Below are 15,705 nucleotides of genomic sequence, written 5' to 3'. Positions count from 1 at the left end.
GCGAAAGACCAACTCGGAGAGTGAACGACAGATCGATCCCGAGGACGACGCGGATACCTCGCGGGACGGACGCCCCGGGTGGCCCGGATCGCTGGGATGGAACCATGACCTCCTCACCTGTGCTCACCGCCTCCGGCCTCGTCAAGCAGTACGGCGAGCTGCGCGCCCTCGACGACGTCTCGCTCACGATCCGCGCCGGCGAGTCCGTCGCCGTGATGGGCGCCTCGGGCTCGGGCAAGACCACCCTGCTGCACTGCCTCGCGGCGGTCATCGCCCCCGACGCGGGCTCGATCGTGTTGAGCGCCCCCGGCACGGCCCCGCGCGAGCTCGTCGGACTGAGCGAGGGCGAGCGGGCTCGGGTGCGCCGCGAGTCGCTCGGATTCGTCTTCCAGGAGCACCTGCTGCTGCCCGAGCTCACCGCGGTCGAGAACGCGGCACTCCCCCTGCTGTTGAAGGGCATGCGCCGGCCGGATGCCGAGCGGCACGCGGCCGTCTGGCTCGCCGCCCTGGGACTCGCGGGCCTCGAGGGCCGGCGCATCGGGCAGCTGTCGGGTGGTCAGGCGCAGCGTGTCGCGATCGCGCGCGCCCAGGTGACCGGCGCTCCCGTCGTGTTCGCCGACGAGCCGACCGGGGCCCTCGACTCGGCCACCTCGTCCGAGGTGCTCGACGCCCTGCTGCGCGCGACCACGGGCCAGGGCCGCACCCTGGTGATGGTCACGCACGACGCCGACGTCGCCCGCCGCTGCTCGCGGATCGTGCGGGTGAGCGACGGGCGGATCGTGGGCGATTCGGCTCGGGATGCCGCGGAGCCGGCGCGTCCGGCGAGCGCGACGCCGGAGGCGGCTCCGCTCTGGCCCGCCCCCGCCGCGACCTCGGCCCAGGCCCCTACCTCCGCCCCCACCTCCCCCTCCACCTCGACGGAGGCGACCCGATGAGCACCGTCCTGCCTCTCGCCCGCCTGCTCTCGCGCCCCGCGCGCCAGGGCCGGGCGGCGATCGCCCTCCCCGTCGTCGCGTTCGCCGTCACCACCGCGCTGCTGCTGGTCGTCGCCGGCGGCGCGCGCATGTTCCTCGTAGATCCCCGGGCCGGAGCCGAGGGCGGGATGTACGGCATCCTGGCCGTCCTCGCCCTGGTGCTGCTCGCGGTGCCCCTGATCACCCTGGGCGCCGCGGCGGCTCGTCTGACGAGTCGTCGCCGCAACGACCGGCTCGCGACCCTCCGCCTGCTCGGTGCGAGCACGCGCGAGCTGTGGTCGCTGACCGTGCTCGAGGCCACCGCGATCGCCGCCGCCGGAGCCGTCGCGGGGGTCGCCCTCTACGCTGCGCTCCTCCCCCTCGTCGGGTTGCTGCCGTTCTTCGGCGGCCCGGTGGGCGTCGGGGCCGTGGTCGTCGATCCGCTGCTGGGCGCCGGGGTGGTGGCATCCGTGGTGCTCATCGGTGCGGTCAGCGCGGCCGCGAGCCTGCGCAAGGTCGCCGTGACTCCGCTCGGTGTGCGCACCCGCAGCGAGGCGCCCGCGAAGAGGACGACCGCCTTCGTCGTCGGCGGCGTCTTGATCGTCGGGGTCGTGATGCTCGTGTCGAGTCTCGGAGCCCTCGGTCAGCTGCTCGGGCCGGCCGTGACCATGGCCGTGCTCTTGGGACTGTTCGCCGGGGCCCTCGCGCTGCTCAACCTCATCGGCGCGCCGATCGTCGCCGCCCGCGGTCGGGCGATGGCCCGTCATGCCCGCACCGCCGCCCAGCTGGTCGCCGGTCGCGAGCTCGCCGCGCACGCGGGACCGGCGTGGCGCCGGGTGTCGGGCATGGCGCTCGTGTCGTTCATCGCCGTCGTGGCCGGATGCGGTCTCTCGATCGCGGATGTCGCGAGCGACGCCGGGCCGCTGATGTCCGACATCCGCACGGGGGTCCTCGTGACCCTCGGCATCGCCTTCGTGCTGCTCGCGTGCGCGGTGGGGGTGACGCAGGCGGCGTCGGTGCTCGAGGAGCGCGAGCTGATCGTGGGTCTCGACCGGCTCGGCATCCCGGATGCCGAACTCCGCCGCGCCCGCCGCATCACCGTGATGGTGCCGCTGCGATGGGCCTCGGTGGGCGGCGCCGCGCTCGGCCTGATGCTCGCGTTCCCGATCGTCGGGATCAGCCTGATCGTGGCGCCCCTGTCGGTGCTGACGATCGCGCTGACCTTCGCCGCGGGCTTCGCGCTGGTCGCCGCGGCCCTGGCGTCGACGCGGCCGATCGTGACCGGCATCCGGCGCGGCGCGCTCTGACCCGGGGCCACCCCCGTGCGTGAGTGTCCACGACACCCGGACGATCTCGAGAGACGTCCGGGTGTTCTGGACGCTCGACGCGCTCGGGCCCTCCCCGCCCGAGTGCTACCGTGCCCAAGTGATCCCGGATGACCCTCCCCCGCGCCGCATCCACGTCTCGGCCGCGGTCATCACCGACGCCGACGGGCGCCTGCTGCTCGTGCGCAAGGCCGGCACGACGGCGTTCATGCAGCCCGGCGGCAAGCCCGAGGCCGGCGAGACGCCCGCCGAGACCCTCGCGCGCGAGCTGGCCGAAGAGGTCGGTCTGCGCGTCCGCGCCGACGAGCTCGAGCCCCTCGGGTCGTACGCCGCGAGCGCCGCGAACGAACCGGGGTTCGAGGTCGTGGCCGAGGTCTTCCGCGTCGACATCGGCGACCAGCAGCCGATCCCGGATGCCGAGATCGCCGAGCTCCGCTGGGTCACCGCGGCCACGGCATCCGGTCTCGAGATCGCGCCCCTCGCTCGCGAGTACTTCCTGCCCGCGGGCTGACCCGCTGCGACCGCCGCGCTTCGCGCGTCAGCTCACCAGCTGCCCTTGCTGTAGTCCTTCAGGAAGATGCCGAACAGGTCTTCGCCGGCCTCGCCGCGCACGATCGGGTCGTACACGCGGGCCGCGCCGTCGACGAGGTCGAGCGGGGCGTGGAAGCCCTCTTCGGCCAGGCGCACCTTGGTGAAGTGCGGGCGCTCGTCGGTGATCCAGCCGGTGTCGACGGCGGTCATGAGGATGCCGTCGGTCTCGAACATCTCTCGCGCGCTCGTGCGCGTCAGCATGTTCAAAGCGGCCTTGGCCATGTTCGTGTGGGGGTGGCCCGGGCCCTTGTATCCGCGGCCGAACACGCCCTCCATCGCCGACACGTTGACGATGTACTTGCGACGAGCGGTCGATGCGGCCATCGCGGGGCGCAGGCGGCTCACGAGCAGGAACGGCGCGGTCATGTTGGCGAGCTGCACCTCGAGCATCTCAAGGGGTTCGACCTGGTCGACGTGCTGCGTCCAGCTGTTGATGCGGTCCTCGTCGGGCACGAGACCGCCCGCGTCGATGGCGGTGCCCGCGGCGAGACGCTCGAGCGAGGACGATCCGGCGGCCATCGCCTCGGCGGTCAGTTCGTCGGCGGTGCGCGCGGCCGCGGCGAGGATCGGATGCGCCGAGACCGACTGCGCCAGCGCCAACGGGTGGGCGTCGTTCGTGTGGCCGAAGGTGACCAGCTCGGGCAGGGGGCCGTCCGGAAGCGGTGCGAGTTCGGCATCCACCAGGGGTTTGTACGCCCCCGGTGAGCGCCGGACCGTCTGCGCGGCGTTGTTGATGAGGATGTCGAGAGGACCGTCGGATGCCACGGACTCCGCCAACCCGATGACCTGAGCGGGGTCGCGCAGGTCGATGCCGACGACCTTGAGCCGGTGGATCCAGTCGGCGCTGTCGGGCAGCGACGAGAAGCGGCGCACCGCGTCGCGCGGGAAGCGCGTGGTGATGGTGGTGTGCGCGCCGTCGCGCAGCAGCCGCAGCGCGATGTACATGCCGATCTTGGCGCGGCCGCCGGTGAGCAGGGCGCGCTTGCCGGTGAGGTCGGTGCGGGCGTCCCGCTTGGCGTGGCTCATGGCCGCGCAGTCGGGGCAGAGCTGGTGGTAGAACGCGTCGACGAGCGTGTAGTCCTGCTTGCAGATGTAGCAGGCGCGCGCCTTGATGAGCTCCCCCGCGAACGGCGTGGTCGTGCGCGTGGCGAGCGGGATGCCGCGCGTCTCGTCGTCGATGCGGTCGGCGGCTCCGGTCGCGGTGGCGGCGACGACGGCGCGATCCGCGTCGGCGATGCGCTGGCGCTTCTCTTTGCGCGACTGACGCTTGACGTCTTTGTAGAGCTTGCCGGTCTGGCGGCGCAGGGCGATGTACGCGGGGTCTTCGGGGTCGAGCGAGGAGGCGGCGTCGATGACGCGCAGCGCGATCTCGAGCTCGGTCGGATCGATGGATGCCGCCGACGCGGCGTCTCGATCGGGGCTCAGGGGTGTTTCGGGCACAGGGAAGTGTACCGAGGCGACTCTGAACGATCGGTGGGTCGGGTGTGGCGACCCCGGCGCCCCGCCCGCCACGAGAACAGGAGAAGTCGTCGCAACAGGACGATCCGCCGCGAATCGGCCTGTTCTCGTCGCGCCCCCTGTTCTCGCGGCGGGCGCGGTCCGCGTCAGCGCTGGCCGGACTCGACCCAGCGCGTGTGCGACTTCAGCGCGTGCAGCACGGCGAGGCGCACCGCGACGTACAGCACGGCCCCGACGGCGACCAGGGCCACGCCCCACATGAGAAAGAGGTAGAGGAAGTGGGCTCCGAACATTCCGCGAGCCTAGCGAGAGGCGGCGCGAGCGGCCGTCGACGCGCCCGTCGTCCCGCCGACGGCAGCCCCGGTGCCTTCGGACACGCGCCGCGAGCGGTCGTAGCGCAGCAGCCACTTCTGCGCGGGGATCTCGACGGCCCGGTGCAGCACCCACGCGATCGCGAGGGCGATGGCGAACGCGGCGAGCGCGAGCAGCAGAGCGCGCCGCCACGGCAGCTGCGGATGCCCCTCGGGCCACGACGACGACACCGACGCGATCACGAGCAGGTGCACGAGGTAGAAGGCGAACGACACGCGTCCGAGCTCCTGCCAGAGCGGGCGGGCGAGGAAGGTCGAGCGACCGTGCGCGTCGGCCGCGGCGAGCGAGGCGACCAGCAGCGCGAACGACCCGACGGTGGCGGCGAGGCCCGGGTGGATGTCGGTGCCGGGGATCGGGGGCGCCTCCGACAGCGCGTAGCCCGCGACCGCGAGGGGAAGCGTGTAGCGCAGCTTCCACGGCATCCAGCCTCCGCTCTTCATGAGCAGCGCGAGGGTGACGCCCAGCACGAACTCGGGCAGGCGCAGGAGTGGAGTGGATGCCGCCGACATCGGAACGGGCGAGATCGCGGCGATCTGGGGGGCCAGGGCGACGAGCACGAGCGCGGCCACGACCACGCCGCCGCGCGCGCGGTCCGACAGGCGCACGAGGGGGCGGATGAGGAACGGGAAGCTCAGGTAGAAGAACGCCTCGCACACGAGCGACCAGCTGGCGGGGTTGCCGGCCTGCCACCAGTCCGGCACCCAGCCGTTGACGAGGAAGACGTTCGCGACCAGGGGCGCTCGTCCCGCGGTCTGGATCTCCGGCACGAGGGTCGCCGCGGCGACGAGGGCGAGCCCCACCCCGACGAGGTGCAGGGGGTAGATGCGGGCGAAGCGGTGCCAGTAGAACGACCCGGCGCTCTGGTGCGGCTTGTGACCCCAGGCGAGCACGAAGCCCGACAGGATGAAGAACAGGGTGACGCCGGTCTTGCCGGCCTCGAAGACGAAGGCCCAGACGGTCCCGGCGGTGCCGCCGAAGTACTCGACCGCCATGAGGTGGTGGCCGAAGATCAGCATCGCCGTCGCCCAGCGGAGCCCCGTCAGAGAGGGCAGGTGACGGGCGGGATTCGCGGGACGGGATGCCGTCGGCGCGGCCGTCACGCGAGCCACGGGTGCCGTCATGGTGCTGATGGTCGTCGCCTCCGTGTCGTCTCTCGCGCCGGCGATGAGCGACCCGTGCGGGGCGCACGAGTCCACACCGACCCGGGAGAAGTTACCGGTCGAGTGTCAAGAAATGCCTGGAAGGGCCGGGGCTTGACGGCGACGGCATCCCTTCTCGTGCACGGAAAGGTGCGTGCTCCTGGCTCCCGTGGGGCGTCGTGGCTACGCTGGCGGTTCCCGGCCGTGCAGTCGAGGTGCACAGCACCTGACCCCGCTCGCGCGGCGGCAATCCGATCGGCGTCTTCCTCCGAAGAATGCGTGGCGGTCCCCCACCCGAGGGCCGTGCACTCGCCCGGAGGAATGATGTTCGAGACGCACACGCCCGCTTTGGCGAGCCTGGACGCGTTCACCAACGTGACCGATCTGCTCGTCCGCCGCGCGGAGGAGGCGCCCGATCACATCGCCTTCGAGGTGCCGGCCGACGGAAGGTGGGAGCCGGTCACCACCGTCGCGTTCCTCGACGCGGTCCGCGCCCTCGCGAAGGGGATGGTGGGTGCGGGGCTCCAGCCCGGCGACACCGTCGCCATCATGGCGCCGACGCGCTACGAGTGGGCGGTCGCCGACCTCGCCGCCTGGTTCGCCGGGGGTGTGGTCGTTCCCGTGTACGACTCGTCGTCGGCCTCGCAGGTCGAGGCGATCGTGCGCGACGCGCGCGTGCGCCTCGCCGTCGCCGGAACGCGCGCCCACGCCGACCTGCTGACCGCCGCGCTCGCGCAGGCCGGGGGCGAGACGCTCGGCACCTGGGCGATGGCGGGCGTCGACGGAGTCCCCTCGCTCGACGAGCTCAGCGCTCGGGGCGCGGACGTCTCGGATGCCGAGCTCGAGGGCCGACGCACCCTCGCCGGCCACGACGACCCGGCGACGATCGTCTACACCTCGGGCACCACGGGCGAGCCCAAGGGGGCCGTGCTCACGCACGCGAACTTCCTCGGTCAGGTGCTGAACATCGCCGCCGCCTACCGCGAGGTCGTCAACCCGCAGGGCAACACGATCATCTTCCTGCCGCTCGCGCACGTGCTCGCCCGCGGCCTGCAGCTCATCTGCATCGCGAGCGGCATGCGCATCGCGCATCTCTCCGAGCCGGCGCAGGTCGTCCCCGCTCTCGCCGTGCTGCGTCCCACCTTCCTGGTGGCGGTTCCGCGGGTGCTGCAGAAGATCCAGTCCGCCGCCGCCGACAAGGCCGCCGATAAGAACCTCGACCGGGTCTGGGCCCGCGCGGTCTCGACCGCGATCCGCGGGGGTCGCTTCGCCGAATTCCAGGATGCCGGCTTCCCGCGCCGCGTTCCGTTCGGCTTCCGCGTGCGTCAGGCCGTCTTCGACGCCCTGTTCTACTCGCGCTTGCGCGCGGTGATGGGGGGTCGCGTGGGGTACATCCTGTCGGGCGGGGCGACGCTCGACCGCGATCTGTCGTTGTTCTTCCGGGGTATCGGTGTTCCGGTCATCGAGGGGTACGGCCTGACCGAGACGACCGCGCCGCTCACCGGCAATCTCCCGGGGCGGATCGCCTCGGGAACCGTGGGGCTCCCGCTCCCCGGCTCGACCGTGCGCATCAGCCCGCAGGGCGAGGTGCTCGCCCGGGGGGTGGGCGTGTTCTCGGGGTACCGCGATCCGCGACACGACGCCGAGGCGTTCGTGGACGGGTTCTTCCGCACGGGCGACCTCGGGCGCATCGACGACGCGGGGCGCCTGATCCTCGAGGGGCGTCTGAAAGACGTCATCGTCACCTCGAACGGCAAGACGGTGGTGCCCGCGCGCTGGGAAGGCGCGGTCGAGGCGAGCCCGCTCGTTCAGCACGCCGTCATGGTCGGCGAGGGCAAGCCCTACCTCTCGGCCCTGTTGATCCTCGATCCCGAGCAGTCGGCCGCGTGGCTGGCCGCGAACGGTTCAGCGCTCGAGCCCGGCACTCCCGGGGCCCTGCGCGCGGTCGACGATCCCCGCCTGACCGCTCACCTGCAGACCGCCGTCGACGCGGCGAACGCCCTCGTGTCGCGCAGCGAGCAGGTGCGTCGCTTCACTCTCGTGCTCGCCGACCTCGACGACCGCGAGCTCGTCACCCCCACCCTCAAGATCAAGCGCCGCGAGGTCCTGCACCGCGCCGCCGAGACGATCGACACCCTGTACCGAGGAGCCGCATCATGACCGCACCCGTTCCCTCCACCTCGGAACGATCGCCCGCGGCCCAGAACCGCACGGCGCTCATCGCGGTGGTGGTGGCCCTCGTCGTCGGCGCGGGGCTCGCTGCCGCCGGGAGCTTCCGCGGAGCGCAGGTCGGTGGCATCCCGGTGTTCGCGATCGCCGTGACGGCGGCCTTCGTCATCCAGTTCCTCGTCTTCATCCCCTCGGCCCTGCGTCGCACCGAGCGGTTCTTCGACCTGACCGGCAGCCTCACCTTCATCGCCGTCTCGATCGCCCTCGCCCTGCTCGCCCCCGCGCAGGACGCCCGCGGGTGGATCCTCGCCGCGATGGTCGTCGTGTGGGCGGCGCGTCTCGGCTCGTTCCTCTTCGCGCGCGTGCACCGCGCGGGCACCGACGGACGCTTCGACGAGATCAAGACGAACCCGCTGCGCTTCTTCCAGGTGTGGTGCATCCAGGGGCTCTGGGTGGCCCTCACCGCCTCGGCCGCGTGGATCGCCATGAGCGCGGATGCCGCCGACCGGGCGCCCCTCGACGGGTTCGCGGTCGCGGGGGTCGTCGTGTGGCTCGCCGGGATGGTGTTCGAGGTCGTCGCCGACCTGCAGAAGCAGGCCTTCCGCGCCGACCCCGCGAACAAGGGCGAGTTCATCCGCACGGGCCTGTGGTCGCGGTCGCGCCACCCCAACTACTTCGGCGAGATCCTCGTGTGGGTCGGCGTCTTCGTCGTCGCCGTGCCCGTGCTGCAGGGCTGGCAGTGGGTCGCCGTCCTGTCGCCGCTGTTCGTGGTGCTGTTGCTGACCCGGGTCAGCGGCATCCCTCTGCTCGAGAAGCGCGCCGACGAGCGCTGGGGCGACCGGGCCGACTACCGCGCCTACCGCGATCGCACCCCGGTGCTGATCCCCGCGCTGACCGCGCGGTCGGGGTCGTGAGGACCGCCCCCGCCGTCAGCTGATGGTGATGGGGGTGCCGAGCGGCAGCAGGTTCGCCAGCTCGGTGATGTCGGCGTTCGACAGACGGATGCACCCGTGGCTGGCCGACTGGCCGATGCTCTCGACGTCGTCGGTACCGTGCAGGCCGATCTGGCCGGGCCCGCCGCCGAAGCTCGAGAGGACGTCCGAGAACGCCGAGAGCCCGAAGGCGAACGGGCCGTAGCCCTCGTTGGTCGGCTCGAGCAGCTCGGTGACGAAGAACGCGCCGTGCGGGGTCGGCGTGCCGCCGGTGCCGGTGGCTGCGCTGAACGACTTCACCACCTGCCCGTTCTTGAGCAGGGTGAGCGTATTGGCTTCGGTGGAGGCTTCGAGGCTGTATTCGAGACGGTGCTGCTGGACGGCGTCGGCCTTGACCCACCCGGTGCTGCCGTTGGGCCGCTGGGCGAGGTGCACCTGCAGCCAGTCCCCCTGCGTCGCGGCGACGAGAAGGGTGAGGGGGGCGCCGGATTCCTGCGGGTTCTGCAGGGTGGTGGTCACGCTGCCGCCGGGCTCCGCGAAGACCTCGAGCGTCGACCCCGTGGCGGTGGCGGAGGTCGCGGTCGCCGCGGGGGCCGAAGCCGTCGGGGTCGCGGTGGGGGTCGGTTGCGCCTCGACGGTCGCTGAGGGGGCTGCGTCCGGAGTGGCCGCGGGAGTGCATCCCGCGAGCAGGAGGATCGTCAGAAGCGCCGAGGCGCCGACGCCTGCGGTCGTGCGGGTGGACACGGGGGATCTCCTGGGATGGAACGGAAAACGGGAACGCCGGGCCGGAACGAAAGTCCCGGCCCGGCGTCGAACAGCCGAGTCGATCAGCCGGTGAAGGTCGCGGCGCGCTTGACCGGAGTGGCCGGGCCCGCGACGGGGGCCGGGGCAGCAGCAGCCGCGTCAGCGGTCACGGCGAAGGTGAGGGGCGCGGCGCGGACGGCTCCACCGTCGCTGAAGGCGCTGAGGAAGTACTCGCCCTCGTTGGCGTAGTTCGTGCCGACCTCGGGCACGAAGCGCAGCGTGACGGTGCCGGTGGCGTCGGCGACGGCGTCGGGGCCGGCCTGGTCGCCCGTACCGGGGGTGGAGATGCCGAACGAGACCGTGGCGCCGGGGGCAAAGCCCGAGAAGGTCGCGGTGACGCCGTTCTTCAGGTACGACGACAGCGACTGCGTCGCCGGGGTCACCGACGATGACGGCTGGGCGACGACGGTGATCGTGGTGCTCGCCGAGGCGGGCAGCGCGCGCAGGAGGACGGCGGAGGGGTCGACTTCGCCCGTCACGGTGATCGTGTGCTCACCCGGGGTCGTGGTCGCGGGCAGGAGGGTGAAGCCCTCGTACGCGCCGTTCTGGTCCGCGACCTCGGCCGTGCCGTTGACCGAGGAGACGGTCAGCGGCTCGTTGTCGAGGGTGAAGGCCAGAGCGCTGTTCGGCGCGAAGTCCTTCGCGGTCAGCGTGAGCGCACCGGTGGGCGTCGCCACGGCGGAGCTCGACTCGAGCGTGGGAACCGGCACGGGAACGGCCTGCGCGGCGCTGGCCCCGCCGACCGCGAGAGCGGTGGTGAGGATTCCGGCGGAAACGATGGCTGCGGCGCGGCGCCATGCCGTGGCGGTGCGCGGAGTGTCGATAGACATATGGGTGTCCCTCTCAGGAGAAAAGGCAGCGCACGCGCGGGCGATCGGGAGCATTGCCAATGGAATGGGCCGCACCCGGAATGTCCCGATCTCCGACGATCGGCGAGGTGAGCTACTGCATTGAATCACAACCCGAGAGATTCTTATGAATTCCCTCAGCTCTCGTTTCGATCACGCCCCGACGAGCTGCGCGGCCACCGTCGCGATGCGCGATCGCAGCTCGGAGACGGTCGTGTCGAACGCCTCGACGCTGCCGGTTTTGGCGGGGTCGCGGATCGACCAATGCACATCGTCGCGACCGCGCATCTGCTCGTGCGCCTGGTCGCAGACGCTGATCAGGAAATCGCCGGGACGCGCCACCTGGTCGAGTGATCGGGGCACGGCATCCGGGTCGAGGGGAATGCGATGTCGGGTGGCCGCATCGATCGCTCCGGGATTCACGCGATCGGCGGGATGCATTCCGGCGGAGGCGGCGGGAATGTCGCTGTGGTCCGCCCAGATCGCCTGGGCGAGCTGTGACCGCGCGGAATTGGCCGTGCAGACGAAGACGACGCGCCCCGCGACCGGGGTGGGCACGGCCCCGAGCGCCGAGAACGCCTCGGGAATCAATTGCAGGTACGTGCGGCGCCCGTCGGATTCGGATCGCACCCTCCGCACGATTCCCCGCTCGTGCAGCACATTGGTGTGGAAGGCCACGAGGTTCGATTTCATCCCGAGGGCGGCGGCGATCTCGCTCGACGACATGTCACCGACCGCCAGAAGGTCGACGATTTGCAGACGACCGCGGTCTCCGAGCGCCGCGAAAGCGTCGACTCTGCGCTGAAGGTCGTCCATTATGCACCCCGGGAATGCGCCGCGCCATCGGTCGCAGCAAAAGCGTTTCGCTCAGTAACGTTTGAGCGATCGCGACCAGTGAAGGTCCAAATCACCGGTTGCGATCCCTAGACAAGCACAGCAACGAGGGAGTTTCCCATGGGTATCGGCAGCGGCATCGCACTTTTCGTGATCGGCGCGATCCTGGCCTTCGCGGTCAATCTCGACCTCGGTGGCGTGGCGAATCTCCAGACCATCGGGTACATCCTGATGGCCGCGGGCGTCGTCATCTTCTTGATCAGCCTGGTCTTCATGTTCCGTCGTCGTTCGGTCGAGTCCACGACCCGCTCGACCGTCGACCCGGCCAGCGGCCAGAGCGTCACCACCCGTCGCACCAGCGACAACGGCGACCCCCTCGTGTGACGACCCTGTCCGAGCTCCACCCGCACGGCGACCGGCCTCTCCACGAAGATCCGATGAGCACCCCCGACGCGACGCTCCCGTCGCTCAGGGGTGCCTTCGCGGGGCGCTACCGGCTGATCGAGCCCCTCGGCTCCGACCGCGAGGGCACCGTCTACCGTGCGCGCGACGACGTGCTCGCGCGCGATGTGGCGCTGAAGGTCTTTCCGCTCGACCCCGACGAGGTCGCTCATCCCCGGCGGCGACTCGCGGCCGCGCGCATCCTCACGGCCCTCGATCACCCGTCGCTCGTGACGCTGTACGACGCGCACCTCACGCGCGAGGGTCATGGCTATCTGGTCATGGAGCTCATCCCGGGGCCGACCCTGCGCCAGCATCTCGACGACCACGGCGCGCTGGCTCCCGACTTCGCCGCGGGACTGCTCCAAGACGTGGCCGAGGGCCTCGCCGCGATCCACGAGGTCGGCATCGTCCACCAGCACCTCGAATCGTCGAACGTGCTGCTGCGCCCCGAGCGCGCCGCGCCCCGCCCCTTCACCGCCGTCCTCGCGGACTTCGGCGTGACGCAGGTGCTCGGCGCTCGGCCCGCCACCGCGCAGACGCATCCGGATGCCGAATACCTCCCGCCCGAGCGACTGCACGGAGAGCCCGCGACACCGGCATCCGACATCTACGCCCTGGGCTTGTTGGCGCAGGAGATGCTCACGGCCGAGGGCCCGTTGAGCGGCGGTGCGATGCAGGAGCTCGTGCTCGGCCCCCTGGACTACGACCCCGAAGTGCCGCAGGGCTTCGGCTACGGCTGGGAGGTGCTGCTCACGGCCATGACCGACCCGAACCCCGCGGGGCGTCCGACCGCCGGCGAGGTGGCCGATCTCGCGCGCGAGCTGCGGAGCGGGCCCGTGCCGGAGGATTCACCGGCCGTCGCCGCGGTCTCGGCGGACTCCACCGCCGTGGCCGCCGTCACCACCGATGCCGAGCCGGTCACCGCGCTCCGCGCCGTGAACCAGGCCCGGGAGACGTCGGCGCGACGCCGTCGGCCCCCGCTGTGGGCCTGGGTCACGCACTACCACTGAGCCGCGTTCAGTCCTCCGCGGGCAGCGCGCGCTGAGCGACCAGGCGCCGCGCCTCGACCGCGGCGGCGGCGAAGTCGTCGTCCGGGTCGTCCATGATGATCGCGGTGGCCCGCGCGTGCGCGCTGACGACGTCGTACGGCGAGGCCGCCGCGCGTTCGACGGTGGGCTCGGCGCGCCAGCCGATCGCGGCGAACGCCCGGCTGAGGCTCCGCTGCGTGTCGTGGTCGCCCCGGCCGAACTGCGTCGACAGCTCGTCGGCGAGGCGTTCGCGCTGATCGTCGGGAACGAGTCCGGATGCCGTCCGCCAGGCCGCCCGGGCCACCTCGGGGAGTCTGTCGCGCAGCACCGCCGGCGTGATCGCCGTGTAGGCGACCGGGTCGCCGATCTTCGACAGGGTGTGCAGGGCCTGGCTCCGCGCCTGGGGGATCTCGGACCCCACCGCGGGGAGCAGGGCGGGCACGGTGCGCGCGGGGTCGTGGCGCGTGAGCGCCCACGTGAGCATGTCGCGCACGAAGAAGTCGGATTCGACCGCGCACCGCGCCACGAGCACGTCGACGTAGCGATCATCGGGTCGCGTTCCCGCGGCGAGCGCGGCCTGCAGCCGGGCCGAGGCGTCGGAGTGCTCGAGGGCCGCGCGCAGCCGGTCGGCGGGTGTGGGGTCGGTCATGGTCGATCCCTCCTTCGGATCCAGCGTTTCACGGCCCGGGGCGGGGTGGGCCGTGCTCAGTCGACGCGCGTGAACCGCCAGCTCTTGCCGTTCTCGCCGCACTCGGGCATGCGCGGGCTGTTCCAGTCGGGGTCGCGCAGCACCGAGCCGCCCTTGCCCGCGCGCAGGATGAGCGACGAATCGTCGAACTGCACCCGGATCCCCCACTCGCCGACGACCTCCCAGGTGGCGGGCCCGGTGTAGACGCCCGTCCCCGCGGGCGCGAAGCAGAGGTGCCGGCGGCCGTTGCGGTTCTGCCGGGCCTCGTCGCGGTCCTGACGCGTCACGTCTCCGCGCGGGGCGTCGACGACCTCCGCCGTACCGTCTCGCTGCAGCCGGATGCGCATCTCGCTCCCGGGCGCGGCTCCGTCCAAGGCCCCGCGCCATTCGACGGGAGCGACGGAATCGCGCACCGCGTGATCTTTGGCGCTGGTGAGACTCGCCCCCGCGACGACCGCGATCACGAGCACCACGATCGCCAACAGCAGGCCCCGGCGTTCCCGGAACACACGTGGACGCCGCGGGGCGCGATCTGACGAGGACATCACGTGGAGCGTACGACGGCGAGCGTATGTCAGGCGTATCCTCTCGCCATGAGCACAGGGGCGATCATCCTCGCCGTCGTCGGTCTCGCTTTCATCCCCATCCTCGCCCTGTGCGGGCGCGGGGTCATCCCGAGGGGCTGGGGAGTCGGCATCCGGCTTCCCGCCATCCAGCAGAGCGACGCGGCGTGGCGGGCCGGGCACCGCGCCGCGGTGCTCCCCTATAGCGTGTTCGCTCTCGTGGCGGTCGGTGTCGCGGTCCTGCCGCTGGCGGTCCCGGCCCTGTCGGACGCCGATCCCGCCCTGACCGCGGTGGTCATCATCGCCGGACTCGTCGCGGGCGGCATCGTCGGCAGTCGCGCGGCCGACCGGGTGGCGTCGGACCGCGATCTGCGCGACGCCTGAGCGGCCGGCGGGCTTATGAATCCGCCCAGCGTCGACCGCCGTCGCCACGAATCCGACCTCGGGGTCAGTACCTAACGGTCAGGTGCGTACGTGTGCGCGCGACGAGATCTTGCGATCCTGCCGGTACTCCACGAGCCGCCGATCGCGTGCTCGTGTCTCCACCGGTCACCGTCGCCGAGAGGACCACGAGTCGACGGAACGGTGACTCGAAGATCCGCACTGCGTAGGAGAACACCATGCCCCCCTTCACCCCCCGAATCACCCGCGCGGCCACCCTGGTCGCCGGGGCGGCCATCATCGCCGGACTCGTCGTCGCCGCACCCGCCAACGCCGCACCCACGACCGGATCGCCCGCGTCCACGGCCTCCTCCGACGACCGGCAGAACGTCGGCGCCGAGGAGTTCGACGCCTGCCTCATCCGCACGCTCTTCGCCACGACGTTCGCCGATCCCGACAGCCCGTTCGCGCAGGCGATCGCGGGTCAGCTCGTGGCTCCGGATGCCATCGCTCACGGCAGCGGAACGGCATCGGGCCCGCAGGGGCTCCTCGCCCAGTTCGCGGCCGACCGGGAACGCCTCCCCGGCGCTCAGGCCGTGATCAAACACCTCGCGTCCGACGGAGACCTGGTCGCGGTGCACTGGCAGATCGCCCCCGACCCGAGCGATGAGCGCCGCGGTGACGCGGCCGTCGATCTGTTCCGCCTGCAGGACGGCAAGATCGTCGAACACTGGTCGCTCGACCAGGCGATACCGACCGGAACCCCGGCCAGCGGCAACACGAACACGATGTTCAGCGACCTGTACCGTCCGTCGCAGCCCACCCCGCCCCCGACCGAGCAGCAGGAGGAGAAGAACCGCGTCTTCGCCGTCTCGGCCTACAACATGCTGTTCCGCGACAAGGACGTGACGATTCTCGACCGGGCGTTCGACCCCGCGTACCTGCAGCACAACTCCATCGCCCCGAACGGGACGGCCGCGCTGAAGCAGCTCTTCGGCAGCGGTGCCCAGTTCCCGGCGCAGCAGTCGGTCATCTCGCTGTCGGACGGCGACATCGTCTGGACGTTCTCGCAGGCGGTGGGCGCCAAGCCCGACGACCCGCTGCTGGCGGCCGACCTGTTCCGCGTCGACGGCGGTCTGATCCGCGAGCACTGGGACGTGGTTCCGACCCGCTGAG

At 71.7% G+C, this 15,705-nt stretch carries 17 protein-coding genes; 9 read left to right on the top strand and 8 right to left on the bottom strand.

The window, feature by feature from the left end:
* Positions 1-104 precede the first annotated feature (104 nt).
* The 3 genes from BLS25_RS04435 to BLS25_RS04425 all read left to right on the top strand — a co-directional run bounded on the left by BLS25_RS04435 (position 105) and on the right by BLS25_RS04425 (position 2,789).
* Positions 105-935 carry an ABC transporter ATP-binding protein gene (locus BLS25_RS04435; protein WP_081349681.1) on the top strand — a complete coding sequence of 277 codons (831 nt, stop codon included), beginning with the start codon at positions 105-107 and terminating at the stop codon, positions 933-935.
* Positions 932-2,260 (top strand): FtsX-like permease family protein, encoded by a 1,329-nt coding sequence (locus BLS25_RS04430; protein ID WP_074694573.1) that lies wholly within the window; start codon positions 932-934, stop codon positions 2,258-2,260. The genes BLS25_RS04435 and BLS25_RS04430 overlap by 4 nt, the downstream gene beginning before the upstream one ends.
* 118 nt (positions 2,261-2,378) lie before the next feature.
* The gene (locus BLS25_RS04425; protein WP_074694803.1) at positions 2,379-2,789 is read left to right on the top strand and encodes an NUDIX hydrolase; all 411 of its coding nucleotides are present in this window, start codon (positions 2,379-2,381) and stop codon (positions 2,787-2,789) included.
* Between the two features lie 32 nt (positions 2,790-2,821).
* On the opposite strand, the gene BLS25_RS04420 is transcribed toward BLS25_RS04425, so the two are convergent.
* The 3 genes from BLS25_RS04420 to BLS25_RS04415 form a co-directional block, all read right to left on the bottom strand.
* On the bottom strand, positions 2,822-4,309 hold the full coding sequence (locus tag BLS25_RS04420; protein WP_056224861.1) for an SDR family oxidoreductase: 1,488 nt from the start codon (positions 4,307-4,309) through the stop codon (positions 2,822-2,824).
* 164 nt (positions 4,310-4,473) lie between these two features.
* Positions 4,474-4,620, bottom strand: a complete 147-nt coding sequence (locus BLS25_RS16840; RefSeq protein WP_156371588.1) for a hypothetical protein — start codon at positions 4,618-4,620, stop codon at positions 4,474-4,476.
* A gap of 9 nt (positions 4,621-4,629) precedes the next feature.
* A complete protein-coding gene (locus BLS25_RS04415; protein ID WP_143017827.1) occupies positions 4,630-5,820 on the bottom strand; it encodes an acyltransferase family protein in 1,191 nt (396 codons plus the stop codon).
* A gap of 342 nt (positions 5,821-6,162) precedes the next feature.
* Here BLS25_RS04415 and BLS25_RS04410 point away from each other — a divergent pair, with 342 nt between their 5' ends.
* Both BLS25_RS04410 and BLS25_RS04405 read left to right on the top strand, forming a co-directional pair.
* The gene (locus BLS25_RS04410; protein WP_074694571.1) at positions 6,163-7,998 is read left to right on the top strand and encodes an AMP-dependent synthetase/ligase; all 1,836 of its coding nucleotides are present in this window, start codon (positions 6,163-6,165) and stop codon (positions 7,996-7,998) included.
* The gene (locus BLS25_RS04405) at positions 7,995-8,921 is read left to right on the top strand and encodes a DUF1295 domain-containing protein (RefSeq protein ID WP_074694570.1); all 927 of its coding nucleotides are present in this window, start codon (positions 7,995-7,997) and stop codon (positions 8,919-8,921) included. The genes BLS25_RS04410 and BLS25_RS04405 overlap by 4 nt, the downstream gene beginning before the upstream one ends.
* A 15-nt stretch (positions 8,922-8,936) precedes the next feature.
* Here BLS25_RS04405 and BLS25_RS04400 read toward each other — a convergent pair whose 3' ends face one another.
* The 3 genes from BLS25_RS04400 to BLS25_RS04390 form a co-directional block, all read right to left on the bottom strand.
* Positions 8,937-9,683, bottom strand: a complete 747-nt coding sequence (locus tag BLS25_RS04400; RefSeq protein WP_074694569.1) for a L,D-transpeptidase family protein — start codon at positions 9,681-9,683, stop codon at positions 8,937-8,939.
* Positions 9,684-9,766: 83 nt separating this feature from the next.
* On the bottom strand, positions 9,767-10,573 hold the full coding sequence (locus BLS25_RS04395; RefSeq protein WP_074694568.1) for a hypothetical protein: 807 nt from the start codon (positions 10,571-10,573) through the stop codon (positions 9,767-9,769).
* Between the two features lie 171 nt (positions 10,574-10,744).
* Positions 10,745-11,407, bottom strand: coding sequence for an arsenate reductase/protein-tyrosine-phosphatase family protein (locus BLS25_RS04390; RefSeq protein WP_056224879.1), 663 nt, complete (start codon positions 11,405-11,407; stop codon positions 10,745-10,747).
* A 138-nt stretch (positions 11,408-11,545) separates the two neighbouring features.
* Between BLS25_RS04390 and BLS25_RS04385 the strand changes: the two genes are divergently transcribed.
* Both BLS25_RS04385 and BLS25_RS04380 read left to right on the top strand, forming a co-directional pair.
* Entirely contained in the window at positions 11,546-11,809 is a 264-nt protein-coding gene (locus tag BLS25_RS04385; RefSeq protein ID WP_056224881.1) for a DUF6458 family protein, read from the top strand.
* A 53-nt stretch (positions 11,810-11,862) separates the two neighbouring features.
* Positions 11,863-12,879, top strand: a complete 1,017-nt coding sequence (locus BLS25_RS04380) for a serine/threonine-protein kinase (protein ID WP_143017826.1) — start codon at positions 11,863-11,865, stop codon at positions 12,877-12,879.
* 7 nt (positions 12,880-12,886) lie between these two features.
* Here the strand turns inward: BLS25_RS04380 and BLS25_RS04375 are convergent, their stop codons facing one another.
* Entirely contained in the window at positions 12,887-13,546 is a 660-nt protein-coding gene (locus tag BLS25_RS04375; protein ID WP_074694566.1) for a HEAT repeat domain-containing protein, read from the bottom strand.
* Between the two features lie 56 nt (positions 13,547-13,602).
* Entirely contained in the window at positions 13,603-14,130 is a 528-nt protein-coding gene (locus BLS25_RS04370; RefSeq protein WP_143017825.1) for a hypothetical protein, read from the bottom strand.
* A gap of 48 nt (positions 14,131-14,178) precedes the next feature.
* On the opposite strand from BLS25_RS04370, the gene BLS25_RS04365 reads away from it, so the two are divergent.
* Positions 14,179-14,532 (top strand): SdpI family protein, encoded by a 354-nt coding sequence (locus BLS25_RS04365; protein ID WP_074694564.1) that lies wholly within the window; start codon positions 14,179-14,181, stop codon positions 14,530-14,532.
* Positions 14,533-14,768: 236 nt separating this feature from the next.
* Positions 14,769-15,704: a nuclear transport factor 2 family protein gene (locus BLS25_RS04360; protein WP_074694563.1), complete on the top strand. Its 936-nt coding sequence runs from the start codon at positions 14,769-14,771 to the stop codon at positions 15,702-15,704.
* Position 15,705: the final 1 nt, after the last annotated feature.

The organism is Microbacterium testaceum StLB037 (assembly GCF_900104345.1).
Taxonomy (GTDB): Bacteria; Actinomycetota; Actinomycetes; order Actinomycetales; family Microbacteriaceae; genus Microbacterium; species Microbacterium testaceum_A.
The sequence above is the reverse complement of the archived record's forward strand: the minus strand, read 5'-3'. Positions and strand labels throughout refer to the sequence as shown.